Raw genomic sequence first — 19,346 nt, forward strand, 5'->3', positions numbered from 1 at the left:
GTCCCCGCGCCCGCCGAGCGTGATCATGGAGGCACCGTGCCCGACCGTCCCGGTCTCGCCACGCCGTTCCCGATCGAAGACCTCCCGGGCGCTGTGTGGCTGCTGGCGGGGCCGGGCACCGAGGTGGTCGCGGCGAACTCCAGGGCGGCCGCCCACCCCGCGCCGCTGACCGATCCCGAGCTGCTGGCCGCGCTGGCCACGGTGCTGGAGACGGGGCGCCCCACCCGGGTCGGCCTCACCGGTGCTCCGACCCGCGTCGCTCTGGTCGGCCCGCACCGCGACGCCGCGGGAGCCGTCATCGGCTGTCTGGTCCAGGTCGTCGACGTGGACGAGGTCGCGGCGCGCTGGGCCGTCGCGGCCGCCCAGAACCGGTTGCTGCCCGCGACCCTGCCCGTCGTGCCCGGTTACCACCTGGCCGCCCACTACGTCGCCGCGACGCAGCCCGGACGAGCGGGCGGGGACTTCTACGACGCCCTCGCGGTGGGCGGCGGCAGGCTCGCGGTGCTGCTCGGTGACGTGGTCGGCGCCGGGCTCACAGCCACGGCGGTCACCGCGCAGCTGCGGGGCGCCGCGATCTCCGCGCTGCTGGACGGTGACGACGTCGACGGGGTGATCGCCCGGCTGGACCGCCTCGCCGCGCACGTCCCGGGGGCCGCGGGGAGCACGGTGTGCGTCGCGGTGATCGACCCCGCACGCGGCGAACTGAGCGTCGGCAGTGCCGGTCACCCCCGCCCGTTGCTGTTGACCGAGCACGACGCGGGCGAGCTGTCCTGGCGGATCGGCCCACCGCTCGCACTGGCCAGCGAGCGCCCGCCCGCGCACACCGTCGGCATCGCCGCGGGTGACGTCTTCGTCTTGTACTCCAACGGTCTGCTCAACTCCGGGGTGTTCGCCGACTCGCTGCGTGGAGTGCCCCGCGACGTGGAGAGCGTGTGCTCGCACCTGATCGGCGCCGTGCTCGACGGCGGTGCCGCGCTGGACGACGCGGCGCTGCTCGTGGTGGGGACCGATCCCTCCCGCACACCCCCGCTGTCGATCGCGGTCACCGCGGCGCCCGAACAGCTGGCCACGATCCGCCGCGCGCTGCGCGAGTGGACCGCGCGGATCGGCCTGGACGCCGAGGAGGTCCTCGGTCTGCAGCTGGCGGTCGGCGAGGCGGCCACCAACGCGATCGAGCACGCCTACCGCGACCGCGAACCCGGGCCGGTGCGCCTCACCGCCGAGGTGCGCGGGGACGGCGACCTGGTGGTGGAGATCGCCGACGAGGGGGAGTGGCGCACCACCGATCCGGGTGAGAACCAGCACCGGGGCCGGGGCATGCACCTGATCCGCAGCTCGATGGACGAGCTGGACGTGCGGCGCGGCGACGGCGGAACCGTCGTCCGGATGTCCCGGCACCTGGGCCGCGCCCGCCTCGCCGAGGAGCCGGAGCCGGTGGACCCGCCCGTCGCCGAGGAGACCGACGCCGACACCGTGACCTTCGAGGTGCACAACAGCCACGACGCGGTCCTGGTGCGGCTGGGCGGAATCCTCGACGCGGTGGACGCCGACGAGGTGCACCGCAGGCTCCAGCAGCTCAGCCGCGCGGGCTCGGCCCCGCTGACCGTGGACCTGTCCGGGGTGCGCCTGGTGGACAGCACGGGGGTGCGGGTGCTCTTCGAGCTGGCCCTGCAGGCCACCGCGGCGGGCGGCAAGCTCACCGTGCTCGTGCCCGAGGGCTCGCTGCCCCACCGCGTCCTGTCGATCACCGGCCTGGACCAGGTCGCCACCGTCATCCCCGGCTGACCCGCGCGGGGCTCAGGGGCTCTGGGCGTTCTCCGGTTCCAGGTGCGTGGCGATCAGCTGGAGCAGCAGTTCGGTGTCCACCGGCTTGGTCACGTAGTCGGTCGCGCCCGCGGCGAGGGTCCGCTTGCGGTCTTCCGGCATGGCCTTGGCGGTCACCGCGATGATCGGCAGGTCCTCGTGGCTGGCCATCTCCCGGATCGCGCCGATGGTGGCGTTGCCGTCCAGCTCCGGCATCATCACGTCCATCAGGACCAGCGCGATGTCGTCGTACTGCTCCAGCGCCCGCACGCCGGCGACGCCGTTGTCGGCGAACACCACGTGCAGCCCGTGCATCTCCAGCACCGCGCTCAGCGCGAAGACGTTGCGCAGGTCGTCGTCGACGATGAGCACCTTCTCCCCGTGGAAGCGGGCGGAGGTCTGCATCGAGGCGAGCGCGGCCGGTTCGATCACCATCGGCTGCGGGCGCGGCGCCGGGGGCAGTTCGGCGGGCGTCTCGACCGGGGCGATCGTCGGCACGCCGTTGGGGTCGGGCACCGCGGAGTCCAGCGGCAGGTACAGGGTGAACGAGCTGCCCCGGCCCGGTTCGCTGTGCACCTGCAGCTCACCGCCGAGCAGCTGGGTCAGCTCCCTGGTGATCGACAGGCCGAGGCCGGTGCCGCCGTACTTGCGGCTGGTGGTGCCGTCGGCCTGGCGGAACGCCTCGAAGATCACCGCCAGCTTCTCCGGCGGGATGCCGATGCCGGTGTCGGAGACCACGAACGCGAGCAGTCCGGGCGCCGTGCGCAGCTCCGGGGTGCTGACCTCGGCGGGCTCGGCGTGCCGGATGCGCAGCTCCACCCCGCCGGTGTGGGTGAACTTCACCGCGTTGGACAGCAGGTTGCGCAGGATCTGCTGGAGCCGGTGCTCGTCGCTGAGCAGGGTCTCCGGCACCGAGGGCGCCACGACGACGGAGAACTCCAGGCCCTTCTCCACGGTCAGCGGGCGGCACAGCGACTCCACGTAGCCCAGCAGCTCGCGCAGCTGGACCGTGGTCCGCTCGGCCTCCATCTTGCCCGCCTCCACCTTGGACAGGTCGAGGATGTCGTCGATCAGCTGGAGCAGGTCGCTGCCCGCCGAGTAGATCGTCTTGGCGAACTCGGTCTGCTTCGGGGTGAGGTTGCCCTCCAGGTTGTCGGCCAGCAGCTTGGCCAGGATCAGCGCACTGTTCAGCGGCGTGCGCAGCTCGTGCGACATGTTCGCCATGAACTCCGACTTGTACTTCGAGGCCGTGGCCAGCTGCCGGGCCCGGTCCTCCAGCTCCTGCCGCGCCTCCTCGGTGCGCGAGTTCGCCAGGATCGTGTTGACGTTGACCGCGATGGTCTCCTTGAGCTGCTCCAGCAGGTCCAGGTGCACCGGGGTGAACTCGCCGAGCGAGGCCAGCTCCAGCACGCCCAGCGTCTGGCTCTCGAACAGCAGCGGCAGCACGATCACGTTGGTCGGGGTGGCCGAGCCCAGCCCGGAGGAGATGCGCGCGTAGCCCGGCGGCACGTCGGTGACCAGGATCGTCTTCTTGTCCTTGGCGGCCTGGCCGATCAGCGTCTCGCCCAGGGCGACCGAGGTGACGGTCTTGTTCGGGTCCACGGCGCCCTGCCCGCCGTAGCTTGCGGTCAGCTCCAGCGTGGTCCGCCCGCTCGCGGAGGTGCGGGCCAGGAAGAACGCGCCGCGCTGCGCCGAGACCAGCGGCGTCAGCTCGCTCATGATCAGCGAGGCGACGGCGCCCAGGTCGCGGTGGCCCTGCATCAGCCCGGAGATGCGGGCCAGGTTGGTCTTGAGCCAGTCCTGCTCCTGGTTGGCCTTGGTGGTCTCCTCCAGGTTGGCGATCATCAGGTTGATGTTCTCGTTCAGCTCGGCCACCTCGCCGGAGGCCGCGACGTCGATCTGCCTGGTCAGATCGCCCGCGGTGACCGCGGTGGCCACCGCGGCGATCGCCCGGATCTGGGTGGTCAGGTTGCCCGCCAGGTTGTTGACGTTCTCGGTCAGCCGCTGCCAGGTGCCGGAGACGCCGATGACCTCGGCCTGACCGCCGAGGATGCCCTCGGTGCCGACCTCGCGGGCGACGCGGGTGACCTCGGAGGCGAAGGCGGAGAGCTGGTCGACCATCGTGTTGATCGTCGTCTTCAGCTCCAGGATCTCGCCCTGCGCGTCGACGTCGATCTTCTTGCTCAGGTCGCCCTGGGCCACCGCCGTGGTGACCAGCGCGATGTTGCGGACCTGGCTGGTCAGGTTCTGCGCCATGAAGTTGACGTTGTCGGTGAGGTCCTTCCAGGTCCCCGCCACGCCCGGCACCCTGGCCTGGCCGCCGAGCTTGCCCTCGGTGCCCACCTCGCGGGCAACGCGGGTGACCTCGTTGGCGAAGGCGCGCAGCGTGTCCACCATGCCGTTGAGGGTCTCGGCCAGCGCCGCGACCTCGCCGCTGGCGTCGACCACGATCTTCTTGCTCAGGTCGCCGCCCGCCACCGACGCGGCCACCGTCGCGATGCTGCGGACCTGGTTGGTCAGGTTCTCCGCCATCACGTTGACGTTGTCGGTGAGGTCCTTCCAGGTGCCCGCGACGCCGCGGACCTGGGCCTGGCCGCCGAGCTTGCCGTCGGTGCCGACCTCGCGGGCCACCCGGGTGACCTCGTCGGCGAAGGCCGAGAGCTGGTCGACCATGGTGTTGATCGTGTTCTTCAGCTCCAGGATCTCGCCGCGGGCGTCGACGTTGATCTTCTGCGTCAGGTCGCCGCGGGCCACGGCGGTGGTGACCTGGGCGATGTTGCGGACCTGGCTGGTGAGGTTGCCCGCCATGAAGTTCACCGAGTCGGTGAGGTCGCGCCACGTGCCCGCCACGCCCGGCACCGTCGCCTGACCGCCGAGCCTGCCGTCCGAGCCCACCTCGCGGGCGACGCGGGTGACCTCGTCGGCGAAGGCGGAGAGCTGGTCGACCATGGTGTTGAGGGTGTTCTTGAGTTCGAGGATCTCGCCGCGGGCGTCGACGTCGATCTTCTGGCTGAGGTCGCCCTTGGCCACCGCGGTCGCCACGGAGGCGATGTTGCGGACCTGGCTGGTGAGGTTGCCCGCCATGAAGTTCACCGAGTCGGTGAGGTCGCGCCACGTGCCCGCCACGCCCGGGACCCGGGCCTGGCCGCCGAGGATGCCCTCGGTGCCGACCTCGCGGGCGACGCGGGTGACCTCGTCGGCGAAGGCGGAGAGCTGGTCGACCATGGTGTTGAGGGTGTTCTTGAGTTCGAGGATCTCGCCGCGGGCGTCGACGTCGATCTTCTGGCTCAGGTCGCCGCGGGCCACGGCGGTGGTGACCTGGGCGATGTTGCGGACCTGGCTGGTCAGGTTGCCCGCCATGAAGTTGACGTTGTCGGTGAGGTCCTTCCAGGTCCCCGCCACGCCCGGCACCTGGGCCTGACCGCCGAGGCGGCCCTCGCTGCCCACCTCGCGGGCCACCCGGGTGACCTCGGAGGCGAAGGCGGAGAGCTGGTCCACCATCGTGTTCAGGGTGTTCTTCAGCTCCAGGATCTCGCCCTGGGCGTCGACGTCGATCTTCTGGCTGAGGTCGCCCTTGGCCACCGCGGTCGCCACGGAGGCGATGTTGCGGACCTGGGTGGTCAGGTTGCCCGCCATGAAGTTGACGTTGTCGGTCAGGTCCTTCCAGGTGCCGGCGATCCCGGGCACCGTGGCCTGGCCGCCGAGCTTGCCCTCCGTGCCCACCTCGCGGGCCACCCGGGTGACCTCGGAGGCGAAGGCGGAGAGCTGGTCCACCATCGTGTTGATGGTGTTCTTGACCTCCAGGATCTCGCCGCGCGCGTCGACGTTGATCTTGCGGCTGAGGTCGCCGTTGGCCACCGCGGACGCCACCGTGGCGATGTCGCGGACCTGGGCGGTCAGCGCGCCCGCCATGAAGTTGACGTTGTCGGTCAGGTCCTTCCAGGTGCCCGCCACGCCCGGTACGTCGGCCTGACCGCCGAGGCGGCCGTCCGAGCCGATCTCCCGCGCCACCCTGGTGACCTCGCCCGCGAACGTGCGCAGCGTCCCGGTCATCGAGTTGATCGTGTCGGCCAGCGCGGCCACCTCACCGCTGGCGTTGACCCGGATCTGCTGGCTGAGGTCGCCGTTGGCCACCGCCGAGGCCACGGTGGAGATGCTGCGCACCTGGCCGGTCAGGTTGGAGGCCATCACGTTCACCGAGTCGGTGAGGTCGCGCCACATCCCGGCAGCGCCCGGTACGTCGGCCTGGCCGCCGAGCTTGCCGTCGGTGCCGACCTCGCGGGCCACGCGGGTGACCTCGGAGGCGAACACCGACAGCTGTTCGAGCAGCCGGTTCACCGTGATGCCCAGTTCGGCGATCTCGCCGCCGCCGCGCCGGGTCGGGATGCGCTGGGACAGGTCGCCCTCGGCCGCGGCCACCAGCACCCGGTTCAGCTCCACCGTCGGCCGCACCAGGTCGTCGACCAGCCCGTTGGCCGCGGCCACCGCGGTCGACCAGCCGCCGCCGGCCGCGCCCGGGTCCAGCCGCGCGTCCAGCCTGCCGTGCTCGCCGACCGCCTGCCGGACCCGCAGCAGCTCGCCCGCCAGGTGCTGGTTGCGCTCGGCGATCTCGTTGAACACCTCGGCGAGGCGCGCGGTGACGCCGTCGCCCGCGGGCAGCAGCCGCCTGCGGAAGTTGCCGTCGCGCAGATCGGTCATCGCGGTGAGCAGGCGCTCCAGCGCCACCTCGTCCGTCGAAGATCGGGTTTCCCGCCGCACGGACCGCTCCTCCACGACACCTCCAGGCCGAATCGGGTGGGAAGGCCCCAGGGTCCCACGTCCGCCGGACAGTGTGGACCAGCCACTCGTCCGGCCGGGGGAGATCGCCCTCGTGTACCAGTCCCCGTGTCCGGGTACTCGGCTAGGCTGGCCTCCGCCCTTGCCCCGAGTCTTCCCACCTGTCAGTTCCCCACAGCCAAGTCTCTTCAGCCGACCGAAGGCATCACAGGTGAGCAACACCGAACCGCGCGCACTGCCCGGCGGCTCGTCGGTGCAGACCGTGTCCCTGGACATGGTGCGGGCCCTGGTCGCGGACGCCGACGGCGCCGTGGTGGTCCAGGACAGTGAAGCGCGGGTGCAGGTCGCCAACGAGGCGGCGATGTCGCTGTTCCCGGGCCTGGTGATCGGCAGGCGGCCGGAGCCGACGGGCAGCGCCCTGTTCACCGTCGCCGCCGCGCCGGACGCGGAGTTCGAGCTGACCCACCGGGGCATGCGGCTGCGGGTGCGCCGCCGCGAGCTGGGCGGCGGCTGGCACTCCTGGCGCGTGCTGGACACCGAGCCCGGTGCCGCGGAGGAGCCCGCGGAGCCCGGTCAGGCGACCGACTCCCGCTTCCTCAACGAGGCCGGGCTGCGGCTGGCCGCGCTGCGCGATGTCCCCCATACGGCGCGAGAGATCGCCGAACTGGCGGTCCCCGTACTGGGCGACGCGGTCGTCGTGGTCCTGCCGATCCCGCGCGGACGGGTGCGGTGGTGGAGGTCCGGGCGGCCCGATCCGGGCCGGGCGCGCAGGCCCTCGCCGAGCACCGCGCCGGTGCTCGCGGCCGCGCTCGCCGGGCACGTGCAGGGCGCGCGGGTGATGTCCTCGGAGGAGGTCGCCTCGCTGCCCTGGCTGTCCGAAATGGACGGTGAGGTGCTGGTGATCCCGTTGCCCGGGGACGGGGAGGGCATCGGCGCGCTGGTCGTCTCCGTGCGCTACGGCTACGACCGGCAGCGGCACCGCACCCTGGTCGACTTCGCCGCGCGCGCCGACCTGGCGATCGCGCGGGCGCACAAGTGGGAGGAGTACGAGCGGGCGATCACCGGCCTGCAGACGACCTTGCTCCCGCGCGAGCTGCCGGTGGTCCCCGGCGCCGACCTGAGCGCGGCCTACCGCCCGGCACGGGGCCCGCTCGGCGTGGGCGGCGACTTCTACGACGTGCGGCTGAGGGCCGACAACAGCGCGCTCTTCCTGCTCGGCGACGTGTGCGGCAACGGGGCCGAGGCCGCCGCGCTGACCGGGCGCGTCCGGCACACGATCGCCGCGCTCGACCTGGTGGAGCAGGACCCGTCGCGGTTGTTGTACCTGCTCAACGACGTCCTGCTGGCCACGCAGAGCCGCCGGTTCACCACGATGGTCGCGGGCTCGATGGCCCGCTCCGGGCGGGGACTGGGGCTCAACCTGACCTCCGGCGGGCACCCGCCGCCGCTGGTGCTGCGCCGCGACGGCGAGGTGGAGGAGGTCGCCCTGCCCGGCACGCTGGTCGGCATCCTGCCGCACGCGCGGTTCCCGCACTGCCGGGTCGAGCTGGACGCCGGAGAGCTGTGCCTGCTCTACAGCGACGGCATCACCGAGGCCCGCTCCGGCCCGGACGGCGTGCACATGTTCGGCCAGCACCGGCTCACCGAGGTCCTGACGAGCTGCGTCGGCCTGCCCGCCGCGGAGGTGATCGCACGGATCGAGCGCGCGGTCGACGAGTGGACCGGCGAGAACGACCGCGACGATGTCGCCATCCTGGCGGTCCGCGCGGAGCCCTAGTCTCGTCCACTGCGGACAGTTCATCCGCGCGCTCGTCACCGTCGTCGTGCCTGGTGATCGCCGCGCCGACGAGGAGCAAGGCGGAAGAACTCCGCCAGTGCCCGGATGATCGCAGGCCGTTCCCGGGGAGCGGTGCCGCGCAGCGCGATGGCGAGCCCGGCGAGCCGGGCCAGGGCGGGCAGGAACACCAGGCCGACGACCAGGAGTGGATCAACGCTCGGCAGGAGACTCATCTCAACCCTCCAGCCTCGTCTGCTGAACGGGTTGAGCGGCTCCCCCTGAGCGGAAGCCTCTCGTGCCCTCCAACCAGACCAAGGCATGCTTGACCGGTTGGAGGTCTCCTCCGCCAGCGCGAAGCTGACCGACGGCGCCGGGGAGTACTGCTCAGGCCCGTGCTGACGACGCCGCCGCGAGGGAGTACTCCCCTCACACTTGGTAATCAAGGTAGCACGTAAGGGCGGCTGTCAGTCACGGTCCGGGAGGTGGGAGCCGAACAGTTCCGCCGCACGCAACCTGAGGTTTGCTCGCATCCGGTAGGCAGTGTGGATGCGCCCACAGTCGTTCTCCCGCCGCACCGCGTTGAAGCTCGGCGCGGCGGCTTCGCTGCTCCCGCCGTCGCTGCGGGAGGCGTTGGCCAGCCCGCCCCGGCCCGGCGGTCTGCGAGCCGTCGAGCACGTCGTCTTCCTGATGCAGGAGAACAGGTCCTTCGACCACTACTACGGTTCGCTGCGTGGTGTGCGCGGGTTCGGTGACCGCAATGCGCTGGAGCTGCCGAACGGGCGGCCGGTGTTCGACCAGGGCGTTCTCCCGTTCGCGGTCCGCGACGCGTCGAACCGCAAGGACATCCAGTACATCGGCGACCTCGACCACAGCTGGGAAGGCGGCCACAAAGCGCTCAACGGCGGGTGGAACAACGGTTGGGTGGGCGCGAAGACGGCCGCCACGATGGCGTACTACGACCGCAAAGACCTGCCGTTCCACTACGAGCTGGCCGACACGTTCACGATCTGCGACGCCTACCACTGCTCCGTGCCGAGTTCGACGAGCCCGAACCGCAACTACTGGGTCAGCGGCTACACGGGCTTCGAGACCAACGGGAAGCGCGCGATCGGCAACGATGCCTACGCGGAGGACAAGCACCCGGGCTACTCGTGGATGACCTATCCGCAGCGCTTGGAAGCCGCGGGACACAGTTGGCGCGTGTACCAGGAATGGGACAACTTCCAGGACAACAACCTGGAGTTCTTCACCCTCTTCAAGGACATCGCGCGCAAGGTGCTGCCCGATCGGTTCCGCAGTTTGACCGCCTTCTACGAAGCCGTCGCAAAGCTCGCGCCCGGTGAGCAAGACACGTTGCTCGCGCGGCTGGATGCCAACGTGCGCGGTCTTCCGGCTTCGGAGCGGCAGCTCTACGAGCGCGCTCTGCTGCGGGTTCGCCCCCAGGGGCTCGCCGCGGCGTTCCGCGCTGATGTCGAGTCCGGGCGGCTGCCGAAGGTGAGCTACCTGGTTCCGTCCTCTGTGGACTCAGAGCACCCTGGAGCTTCTTCGCCCGCGTCGAGCGCCAACCTGACCTACGACATCATCGACGCCTTGGCGTCCAATGTGGACGTTTGGTCGCGTACGGCGCTGTTCATCACCTACGACGAGAACGACGGCTACTTCGACCACGTCCCGCCGCCGCGCCCGCCGGAGTCGGTGACCGACGAGTACTTCGACGGCAAGCCCATCGGCTTCGGCCCGCGCGTGCCGATGACGGTCGTGTCGCCGTGGACCGTGGGCGGTTTCGTGTGCTCGCAGACCTTCGACCACACCGCGATGATCCGCTTCGTCGAGCGGTGGCTCGGCGTGCGCGAGCCGAACATCAGCACGTGGCGGCGAACCGTGTCCGGCGACCTCACCTCCGCCTTCGACTTCAGGCGCACCACGCCCCGCCCCACGATCCACCGCCCGGACCCCGTGCCCCCGTTCACCGGTCGCTGGCGGCCGACCCCGCCCGCGACGCAGTCGATGCCCGTGCAGGAACCCGGAACCCGTCGGGCGCGGCCTCTGCCGTACCAGCCGGACGCGTTCCTGGTGGGTTCGCAGTTGACGCTGCGGAACACGGGGTCGGCAAGCGTGCACCTGGCGCTCTACCCGTATGCGGGCGAGTTTCCGTCGGTTCGGCACTTCGACGTTCGGGGCGTTGTGTCGGAGTCCATTGGAGCTGACGCCTATCGGTTCACCGTGCTGGGGCCGAATGGATTTCGCCGCGAGTTCTCCGGGACCGCTGGTGAGCGGTTGTCCGTGTCATCGGTTGTTTCGGCGCATGGGGTGCAGTTGGTGTTGGTGGGGGATGCGACGTTTGTGGTGCGGATGGGTGGTGGGGAGAGGAGAGTTCGCGGTGGCGGGCGGGTTCACGTGCCGCGTGGGTGGTATGACGTCGAGGTGACCGCGGTCGGGGTTTCGGGGTTTCGACGGCGGTTGGCGGGGTGTACGGAGGACGGGTCGCCGTCGTGGGCTGGGGCTTCCTGAGAACTCTTCTCAGAATGATCTCGTAGTACTGCCCTCGCGGCGGATGTCACGCGGTCCTATGTGGACTCCATCGTGTCGGGGCAGCTCATTCCGTTGGCGGGAAGTGCTTCGGACACCAGATAGGAGTCGACGTGGTCCCGTACGCACGCGGAACGCGGATACGTGGTGTGCCCGTCCCCCGCGTAGGTCAACAGCACGCTTCCCGGCAGTTGCCTGCTGACTTCGGCGGCCCCGCTGTGGGGGGTGATCGGATCGCGCTTGCTGTTGACCACGAGGATCGGCGGGGCTCCGTGCACACGCAGCGGATGCGGCGCATCGGTAGCCCGCAAGCCCACGCACTGGGTCAACCGGTGAACCGGGGTCGCGGCGACTCGCAGATGTGGTGCCCGCATCGCCGCACTGTCCAGAATTCTCTTGAGGTGCGAGTGGTCGCGGACCACGTACTCCCAGTTCTGGCAGATGGCCCCCAGCACGCCGAGGTCCAGGGCAGGCGCGGGCGGCGGGCCCTGTGTCGCAGGTGGGGCATCGCGCAGCGCAGCGATTATCCACGCCAAGGTCGGCCACCCCTTCTCCGGCGCGTAGAGCTGACCGTAGGTGAACTCCCGGACGTTCTCCGCTGTCATGACGAATCCGTTGAGTAGCAGCGGTTTCTCGCTTGCCCGCCGAACTACCTCGTCGAAGGCCGCCGTCACGTCCTGCCCGTGCAGCGGGCAGTCGGCGTTGTGCCCGCACCAATGGGCGAAGTGCTCGAAGCCGTCCTCCGCGTCGGCACTGGCACTGAGCAGGTGGGCGACGGCGGAGCTGCTGCGGTCAATGGCGGCGTCGAGCACCATTGTCCTGATGTGCCTGGGAAAGAGCTCGGCATAGCGCTGCCCGATCTCGGTGCCGTACGAGGTGCCGTACCAGTTCAGCGGCTCGCCGCCGAGCGCGACGCGGATGGCCTCCACATCACGAGCCATGGTCTCGGCGTTCAGGTGCGAGGCCAGCGGATCCGCGCAGCCGGCCCTCGCTTTCCGGTTGCTCGCCAGGAGCTCCCCGAACTCGCGCTCATCGCGCGGCAACGCCGCCGCAGGCGCCGGGGCGCAGGCCACGCGCGTACTGCCCTTGATCCCGCGCGGATCGAAGCCGACGACGTCGAACCGTTCCCGCAGCCGGCCGGAGAACGAGTCGGCCTTCGTGGCTGTCTCCACACCGGAGAGCCCGGGGCCGCCGGGATTGACCAGCAGGGTGCCGATCCGGGGCCCGGTGGCCTTGCGGCGGGCGAGGGCGAGCGTCGTCGTGACTCCCCCGGGACGCTCCCAGTCCACCGGGACGGTGAGGGTGGTGCACTCGGCACCGTTGGCGCACGGGGTCCAGTGCAGCGGCGACTGTTGTTGCGGCACAAGGAGGTGCACGCTCATCAGCGCGGTGAGTAACAGGAATCGCATGGCGACGATGTTAAGGGTGCTTGACAGGTCGGTGTCAAGCACCCTTAACATGTGCGACATGGGCAACACGAGGTTCTCCGCGGTGATGCTGGGCTACGTGGTCTACGTACTGGCGGCCTCTCTGCTGGTCGGCGTCGCGGGATACCGGCCGTCCACCTTGGTCAGCTTCCTGATGGCACTACCGGCGGCGGGCGCGGTCGGCTACGCCGTGCTGTGGAAGTTCCGCAGCGTCAACTCCCGGGAGGGCCTGGAACGACACGTCCAGCTGGAGGCGATGGCCGCGGCGTTCCTGATCACCATGCTCAGCTCGCTCACCTACGCGCTACTGGAGGTGTTCGCCTCGGTCGCCCCGATCTCGATGTGGTTCGTCTGGACGGTCGGCATGCTCGCCTGGTGCGCGGCGTCCGTGGTGCTCAACCGCAAGTACGGTTGACCCCATGCGCAACCACCTCCCGCGCCTGCGCGCCGAGCGGGGTTGGACGCAAGGTCAGCTGGCCGAGCGGCTCGACGTGTCCCGGCAGACGGTGATCTCCATCGAGAAGGGCAAGTACGACCCGAGTCTGCCTCTGGCATTCCGCATCGCAAGCACCTTCGACTGCCGCATCGAGGACGTTTTCGACCCCGAACCCTGAGGTCTCCCAGCTCGATGAGTGGGTGTTAGGAGTTCTCGACGGATGTCCGCGTCGTGCCCGACGCACAGGTTGCCGGTACCGCGCATCATCTCGTAGGGCTGCGTGCCGGGCCTGATCTCGCCCAGTTCCACCCCGGCGACAACGCGTGGCAGGAGGTCCGTGACGCGCTGACAACCGGGTTCGACGCGTACGGGCGCGTCGAACCCGAACAGCGCGGCTAGGAGCGCAGCAGGGGAAGCAGCTTTGCTCGTTCGTCTTCTGGGACGTATTCCGCGTAGTAGTCGTAGAGGCTCTGCCGTGCCAGGCTCGCTGCCCGGTCGCCGTCGCCGTCGCGGACCGCGTCGAGGACATTGGCGTGGTGCTGCAAGGAAGTCTGCATCAGGGCGCGGCTGTCGGGAGCGTGGGCGATCTTGTCCTCGATGAGGCTGACGACGACATCGCGGACGACAGCGCCGCAGATCTGGATCAGGGTGTTGCCCGTCGCCTTCGCGACCGTTTCGTGGAAAGCGACGTCGGCGCGGCTGAACTCGGCGAAGCCCTCGTCGAGGGCGGCGCGCATCACCTCCAGCGCGGCCTCCATCTCGGCAAGCTGCTCCGGTGTTCGCAGGCGGGCGGCGAGCTGGTTCGCGGAGCCCTCCAGCAGCATGCGGAACTGCACCAGCTCGGTGAGGCTCAGCGCGGACGCCCTGGCCAGCATGGTCATCGATTTCTCGAGCGCCCCGGAGGAGACCGGCTGCACCTGGGGGCCGCGGGGATCACCAGCCCTCGACCGCACCAGGCCGTTGCTCTGCAACACCCGCAACGCCTCGCGGATCGTGGAGCGGCCGACGTCGAACTGGACCATCAGCTCGCGCTCGCTGGGCAGGTGCTCGCCGGGGCGCAGGCGGCCGTCGAGCACCGCCGCCTCGATCTGCTCGACCACCCGCTCATAGGCCCGAACCCGGCTGACCGGGGCGAATCGCAGTTGTTGATCAAGGTTTGGCACCTGGCACCTCCGTTCCCTTGACCGGCCCCGCGCGGGGTGGCAGGGTGACCCATCGCACACAGTCTACTGGTCAGACCAGTAGACCGGCTACCGCCGACCAGCCGGAACAGGGGTGCGAAAAGACCCATGAGACTCAAGATCGCGGTGATCCCGGGTGACGGGATCGGGCCCGAGGTCGTCGCGGCCACCCTTCCCGTGCTGCACGCGGCCGCCCGGGCCGAGGGGGCCGAGCTGGACGTGCTCGACCTGGACTGGGGCGGGGAGCGGCACCTGCGCACCGGCTCGCCCATGCCCGAGGACGCGGCGAAGATCATCTCAGATCGGTCGGCCGTGCTCTTCGGCGCGGTCGGCCGGCCGGACGTGCCCGATCACGAGCTGGTGTGGGGGCTGATCATCGCCCTGCGGCAGCAGCTCGACCTCGCGGTGAACCTGCGGCCGGTGCGCAGCTGGGACGGAGTGCCGACCGCCCTGCGCGACGACCGCGACGTGGACCTGCTGATCGTCCGGGAGAACACCGAAGGCGAGTACGCGGGCGTCGGCGGGCGCGTGCACCGCGGCAGGCCCGGCGAACTCGGCGTGGAGGTCGCGGTGCACTCGCGGCCGGTCATCGAGCGCGCCGCGCGGCACGCTTTCCAGGCGGCGCAAGGACGTTCCGGGCGGCTGGCGCTGGTGACCAAGTCCAACGCGATGCGCTTCGGCTACACGCTGTGGGACGCGGTCGTCGAGGAGATCGCCGCGGAGTTCCCCGATGTCGAGTGCGAGCACGTGCTCGTGGACGCGATGGCGGCGCGCATGATCCAGAAGCCGCGCGGGCTCGACGTCCTGTTGTGCAGCAACCTCTTCGGCGACATCCTCTCCGACCTCGCCGCCGTGCTGGCCGGGGGCATGGGGATGGCGCCGAGCGCCAACGTCGCGCCCGGCCGGACTCCCGGGATCTACGAGCCGGTGCACGGATCGGCGCCGGACATCGTGGGGCGCGGAGTGGCGAACCCGGTGGCGTGCATGCTGTCCGGCGCGATGCTGCTGGAGGACTCGGGGCTGCCCAAGGCCGCGGCGAGGGTGCGCGACGCCATCGCCGAAGCGCTGCGCGACCCGGCCAACCACACCCCCGACATCGGCGGTTCGGGCACGACGGACCGGCTCGCCGAGGCAGTGCTGGGAGGGCTCGGATGAAGCGCATCAGCCTCTTCCTGGTGGCCTTGCTCGTCACCGGGTGCTCGGCGGGCTCGACCGCGTCCGCGCCGCGAGACCCGAACGCGATCACCATCGGCTTCAGCGCGGAGCCCGCGAACTTCGACTTCACCCGCACCGACGGCACCGCGATCCCGCAGGCGTTGCTGTACAACGTCTACGAAGGACTGGTGAAGCTCGACGAGAACGGTCAGGTCAAGCCGCTGCTCGCCGAGTCGTGGACGGTCAGCCCGGACCGCCTGTCCTACGAGTTCTCCCTGCGGCCCGACGTCTCGTTCAGCAACGGCAGCCCGTTCACCGCGGACAACGTGAAGTTCAGCATCGAGCGGGTCAAAACGGCGTGGGGCATCTCGCAGAAGTCCAAAATGGACGCTGTGAGTCGCGTGGAGGTGCTGGCGCCGACCAAGGTGCGCGTGGTCCTCAGCCGCCCCAGCAACAACTGGCTCTTCGACATGACCACACGGGTCGGCGCGATGTTCAGCCCGGACGGTGTCGCCGACCTGCCGAACGATCCGGTCGGCACCGGGCCCTACGACGTGGCGGCGCGCAACCGCGGCTCCTCGATCACGCTCAAGGCCAATCCTCGTTACTGGGGAGCGAAACCGGCGTACGAAACCGTCTACCTGAGGTACTTCAAGGACTCCACGGCGCTGAACAACGCCTTGTTGAGCAACGGGATCGACGTGGTCAGCGCTGTCGCCGCGCCGGACTCGATGCCGCAGTTCGAGAACGACACGCGCTTCAACGTCACACAGGGCATCACCAACGGCGAGGTCGTGCTGTCCTTCAACGGCCGCAAGGCACCGCTCAACGACGTGCGGGTGCGGCGGGCGCTCACGCAGGGGATCGACCGGCGGGTGCTGCTGGACACCGCGTGGGCCGGCCGGGGTGAGCTGATCGGCAGCATGGTGCCCCGCACCGATCCTTGGTACACGGACCTCACCGGGGTCAACGCGTACAACCCGGAGAACGCGAAGAAGCTGCTCGCCGAGGCGGGGCAGCAGAACCTGAACCTGCGGCTGCGCATCCCGAACCTGCCGTACGCGGTCACCTCGGCGCAGGTCGTCAAGTCGGAGCTGAACAAGATCGGCGTCGGCGTGACCATCGAACCGCTGGACTTCCCGGCCGTGTGGCTGAAGTCGGTGTTCACCGAGCACGACTTCGACATGTCGATCATCCAGCACGTGGAGCCGCGCGACATCACCACCTTCGGCAACACCAAGTACTACTGGGGCTACGACAGCCCGAAGGTGCGCAGGCTGCTCGCCGAGGCCGACCGGGGCAGCCCGGAGCAGCAGGTGAGCGCGATGCGGGAGGTGGCGGCCACGCTCGCCGACGACGCCGCCGCCTGCTGGTTGTTCCTGTTCCCCAACCTGATCGCGGCGAAGAAGAAGGTGGGCGGGTTGCCGCTGAACCAGATCAGCGAGTCCTTCGACCTCACCATCCTCCGGCGAGCGGGGAGCTGACATGGCCGTGCAGATCCTGCGCCGCGCGCTGATCTTCGTGGTGAGCGCGCTGGTCGCCTCCGTCGCCGTCTTCGGGTTGCTGGCCGTGCTGCCCGGCGACCCGGCCCAGGTCGCGCTCGGCGTGAGCGCCACCCCGGAGCTGCTGGCCAAGACCCGGCAGGAGTTCGGCATCGACCGGCCGCTGGCCACGCAGTACTTCGAGTGGATCGGCGGAGTGCTCTCCGGCGACTTCGGCAACTCCTACGTCACGCGGGAACCCATCGGGCCGCAGCTGATCGACCGCCTCGGCGTGACGATGTGGCTGGTGGGCGCGGGAATGCTGGTCGCGCTGCTGATCGCGTTGCCCGCGGGGGTGTTCGCCGCGGTCCGGCACCGCCGCGCCAGCGGCTCGGTGATCTCCGGGTTGAGCCAGCTCGGCGTCGCGGTGCCCGGCTTCGTCGCCGCGATCATCCTGGTGCAGGTGTTCGCGGTGCAGCTGCGCTGGTTGCCCGCCGGTGGCTGGACACCGCCGATCGTCGATCCGCTGGACTTCCTCAGCGGACTGTTGCTTCCCGCGCTGTCGCTCGGCCTGGTCCAAGGCGCGGTGCTCACCCGGTACGTCAGGTCCTCGGTGATCGACGTGCTCCGCGAGGACTACCTGAGAACGGCGCGCGCCAAGGGTTTGACGCCGTACCGGGCGCTGTTGCGGCACGGCCTGCGCAACGCGTCGGTGCCGGTGGTGACCGTCCTGGGCCTGCAACTGGCGACACTGCTGATCGGCGCGGTGGTGATCGAGCGGGTCTTCGTGATCCCGGGCCTCGGCAGCATGCTGCTCGACGCGGTCAGCAACCGGGATCTGTTGACAGTGCAGGGAATCGTGCTCGTGCTCGTACTGGCGGTGCTGCTGGTGAACTTCGTCGTGGACGTGCTCTACACAGTTCTGAACCCGCGTTTGAGGCAGGCGTCATGACGGCCGACGTGATTCTTCCCTCGGAGGGCGCATCGTGACTGTTCAGGTGAGGCGTTCGACCAGCCCGAGCTTGTGGGTGGGCCTGTGGCTCGTCGGCCTGGTCGTGGTCACGGCGCTCGTGTCGTTCCTGTGGACGCCGCACGATCCGACCTTGGTGGATGCGGCGCAGCGCCTGCGCGGACCCGGTACCGACTACCTCTTCGGCACCGACAAGTTCGGCCGCGACCTGTCCAGCCAGGTCATGGTCGGCGCGCGGACGACGTTGTTCGTCGGTGTGGTCGCGGTGGGCGTCGCCGCGCTGATCGGCACTCCGCTCGGGGTCTTCGCGGCGATGGCGCCGAAATGGCTCGGGGAGTTCGTGATGCGCGTCAACGACCTCGTGCTCGCGTTCCCCGCTCTGCTGCTGGCGATCGTGTTCGGTGCGGTCTTCGGCGCGGACACCCTCACGGCGATGATCGCGATCGGCATCGCCAGCGTCCCGTCCTTCGCGCGCATCGCCCGCAGCGGCACGCTCGGCGTGATGAGCACCGAGTACGTGCTCGCGGCCCGGTCGGCGGGGCGGTCGAGGACGGCGATCGCGGTGCGGCACGTGCTGCCGAACATCGCCGGACTGGTGATCGTCCAGTCCTCGGTGTCGTTCGCGATCGCGGTGCTGTCCGAGGCCGCGCTGTCCTTCCTCGGGTTCGGCACCAGACCGCCGACACCGTCCTGGGGCCGGATGTTGCAGGAGTCGCAGGAACTTCTCGCGGTGGAGCCCAGGCTCGCCCTGGTGCCCGGTGTCGCGATCGCGCTCGCGGTGCTCGGGTTCAACCTGCTCGGCGACGGGCTCCGGGACCGCTACGACCCCAGGCTGGAGGTGCGCAGGTGAGCGCCCTGACAGTGGACTCGCTCGAACTCAGCGTCGCGGGAATCCCGTTGGTGAGCGGGGTTTCCTTCAGCGTCGGCGCGGGGGAGCGGGTCGGGCTGATCGGTGAGTCCGGCTCCGGCAAGTCGCTGACCGCGACGGCCGTCATGGGCCTGCTGCCCGACGAGGTGGAAGCCGCCGGATCGGTTCGTCTGTCCGAAGTGGACCACGATCTCGTCGGTGCGTCGGAGAAGCAGCTCGCGCGGGTCCGCGGTCGCCGGATGGCGATGGTCTTCCAGGAGCCGATGACCGCGCTCAACCCGTCGATGCGCGTGGGCGACCAGGTCGCCGAGATCATGCTCATCCACGGCACCAAGCCGGACAAGGCGGCCGCGCGTGCGGCGGCGGTGGAACTGCTCGCGCAGGTGCGCCTGCCTCAGCCCGGCGAGACCGCGCGTGCCTACCCGCATCAGCTCTCCGGTGGGCAGCGGCAGCGGGTGATGCTGGCGATCGCTCTCGCCAACGATCCTGCCGTGCTCATCTGTGACGAGCCGACCACCGCGCTCGACGTCACCGTGCAGGCGCGGATGCTGGAGCTGATCCGGACCGCGACGGAGGAACGCGGGACCGCGTTGCTGTTCATCACCCACGACCTGGCCGTGGTCGCGCAGACCTGTGAGCGGGTGCTGGTGATGTACGGCGGTCGACTGGTGGAGACCGGGCCGGTCAAGGAAGTCTTCACGGCGCCGAAACACCCTTACACACGGGGGCTTCTCGATGCCTCCGACCTGGAGGCGGTCGACGAGCACGGGCGGCTGCGCACCATTCCGGGCGCCGTTCCCGGAGCCGGTGAGTTCCCCGGCGGGTGCGTGTTCCGCAACCGCTGCACGGACGCCACCGGTCAGTGCGCCGAAGCTCCTTTGTTGTCCGAAGTGGACGATCGTGGGTTCGCCTGCTGGAACCCCGTTGGAGGTCCCGCGTGAAC

General features: G+C 70.1%; 15 protein-coding genes. 11 read left to right on the plus strand and 4 right to left on the minus strand.

Going from position 1 to position 19,346, the window contains the following annotated elements; translation table 11 throughout:
* Positions 1-36: 36 nt before the first annotated feature.
* Positions 37-1,785, plus strand: coding sequence for an ATP-binding protein (locus BLT28_RS37810; protein ID WP_030428362.1), 1,749 nt, complete (start codon positions 37-39; stop codon positions 1,783-1,785).
* Between the two features lie 12 nt (positions 1,786-1,797).
* Here the strand turns inward: BLT28_RS37810 and BLT28_RS37815 are convergent, their stop codons facing one another.
* Positions 1,798-6,501 (minus strand): HAMP domain-containing protein, encoded by a 4,704-nt coding sequence (locus BLT28_RS37815; protein ID WP_083383854.1) that lies wholly within the window; start codon positions 6,499-6,501, stop codon positions 1,798-1,800.
* Between the two features lie 289 nt (positions 6,502-6,790).
* Here BLT28_RS37815 and BLT28_RS37820 point away from each other — a divergent pair, with 289 nt between their 5' ends.
* Complete coding sequence (locus BLT28_RS37820) at positions 6,791-8,356, plus strand: PP2C family protein-serine/threonine phosphatase (protein ID WP_052407065.1); 1,566 nt, start codon at positions 6,791-6,793, stop codon at positions 8,354-8,356.
* A gap of 35 nt (positions 8,357-8,391) precedes the next feature.
* Here the strand turns inward: BLT28_RS37820 and BLT28_RS37825 are convergent, their stop codons facing one another.
* Positions 8,392-8,589 (minus strand): hypothetical protein, encoded by a 198-nt coding sequence (locus BLT28_RS37825; protein WP_030428359.1) that lies wholly within the window; start codon positions 8,587-8,589, stop codon positions 8,392-8,394.
* Between the two features lie 313 nt (positions 8,590-8,902).
* Between BLT28_RS37825 and BLT28_RS37830 the strand changes: the two genes are divergently transcribed.
* Entirely contained in the window at positions 8,903-10,867 is a 1,965-nt protein-coding gene (locus tag BLT28_RS37830) for a phosphocholine-specific phospholipase C (RefSeq protein ID WP_030428358.1), read from the plus strand.
* 56 nt (positions 10,868-10,923) lie between these two features.
* Here the strand turns inward: BLT28_RS37830 and BLT28_RS37835 are convergent, their stop codons facing one another.
* Positions 10,924-12,294 carry an alpha/beta hydrolase gene (locus BLT28_RS37835; protein WP_162184810.1) on the minus strand — a complete coding sequence of 457 codons (1,371 nt, stop codon included), beginning with the start codon at positions 12,292-12,294 and terminating at the stop codon, positions 10,924-10,926.
* 58 nt (positions 12,295-12,352) lie between these two features.
* On the opposite strand from BLT28_RS37835, the gene BLT28_RS37840 reads away from it, so the two are divergent.
* The 3 genes from BLT28_RS37840 to BLT28_RS40685 are packed head-to-tail and all read left to right on the plus strand — an operon-like array spanning position 12,353 to position 13,147.
* Positions 12,353-12,727: a hypothetical protein gene (locus tag BLT28_RS37840; protein ID WP_043810827.1), complete on the plus strand. Its 375-nt coding sequence runs from the start codon at positions 12,353-12,355 to the stop codon at positions 12,725-12,727.
* A 4-nt stretch (positions 12,728-12,731) separates the two neighbouring features.
* The gene (locus tag BLT28_RS37845) at positions 12,732-12,926 is read left to right on the plus strand and encodes a helix-turn-helix transcriptional regulator (RefSeq protein ID WP_030428356.1); all 195 of its coding nucleotides are present in this window, start codon (positions 12,732-12,734) and stop codon (positions 12,924-12,926) included.
* Between the two features lie 53 nt (positions 12,927-12,979).
* Positions 12,980-13,147, plus strand: a complete 168-nt coding sequence (locus tag BLT28_RS40685; protein WP_156050689.1) for a hypothetical protein — start codon at positions 12,980-12,982, stop codon at positions 13,145-13,147.
* Here BLT28_RS40685 and BLT28_RS37855 read toward each other — a convergent pair.
* Positions 13,144-13,890, minus strand: a complete 747-nt coding sequence (locus BLT28_RS37855) for a FadR/GntR family transcriptional regulator (protein WP_030428355.1) — start codon at positions 13,888-13,890, stop codon at positions 13,144-13,146. The two genes, BLT28_RS40685 and BLT28_RS37855, sit on opposite strands and share 4 nt — an antisense overlap.
* A gap of 147 nt (positions 13,891-14,037) precedes the next feature.
* Between BLT28_RS37855 and BLT28_RS37860 the strand changes: the two genes are divergently transcribed.
* From BLT28_RS37860 to BLT28_RS41580, 5 genes are read left to right on the plus strand one after another with little or no spacing between them, the layout of a single operon-like run.
* Complete coding sequence (locus tag BLT28_RS37860) at positions 14,038-15,084, plus strand: isocitrate/isopropylmalate dehydrogenase family protein (RefSeq protein ID WP_030428354.1); 1,047 nt, start codon at positions 14,038-14,040, stop codon at positions 15,082-15,084.
* Complete coding sequence (locus BLT28_RS37865; protein ID WP_030428353.1) at positions 15,081-16,568, plus strand: ABC transporter substrate-binding protein; 1,488 nt, start codon at positions 15,081-15,083, stop codon at positions 16,566-16,568. Before BLT28_RS37860 ends, BLT28_RS37865 begins: the two co-directional genes overlap by 4 nt.
* 1 nt (position 16,569) lies before the next feature.
* A complete protein-coding gene (locus BLT28_RS37870; protein ID WP_030428352.1) occupies positions 16,570-17,517 on the plus strand; it encodes an ABC transporter permease in 948 nt (315 codons plus the stop codon).
* Between the two features lie 46 nt (positions 17,518-17,563).
* Positions 17,564-18,385, plus strand: coding sequence for an ABC transporter permease (locus tag BLT28_RS41575; protein WP_030428351.1), 822 nt, complete (start codon positions 17,564-17,566; stop codon positions 18,383-18,385).
* A gap of 5 nt (positions 18,386-18,390) precedes the next feature.
* On the plus strand, positions 18,391-19,344 hold the full coding sequence (locus BLT28_RS41580) for an ABC transporter ATP-binding protein (protein ID WP_197684161.1): 954 nt from the start codon (positions 18,391-18,393) through the stop codon (positions 19,342-19,344).
* The last annotated feature ends 2 nt before the right edge of the window (positions 19,345-19,346 follow it).

The sequence above is a fragment of the Allokutzneria albata genome, from assembly GCF_900103775.1.
GTDB lineage: Bacteria > Actinomycetota > Actinomycetes > Mycobacteriales > Pseudonocardiaceae > Allokutzneria > Allokutzneria albata.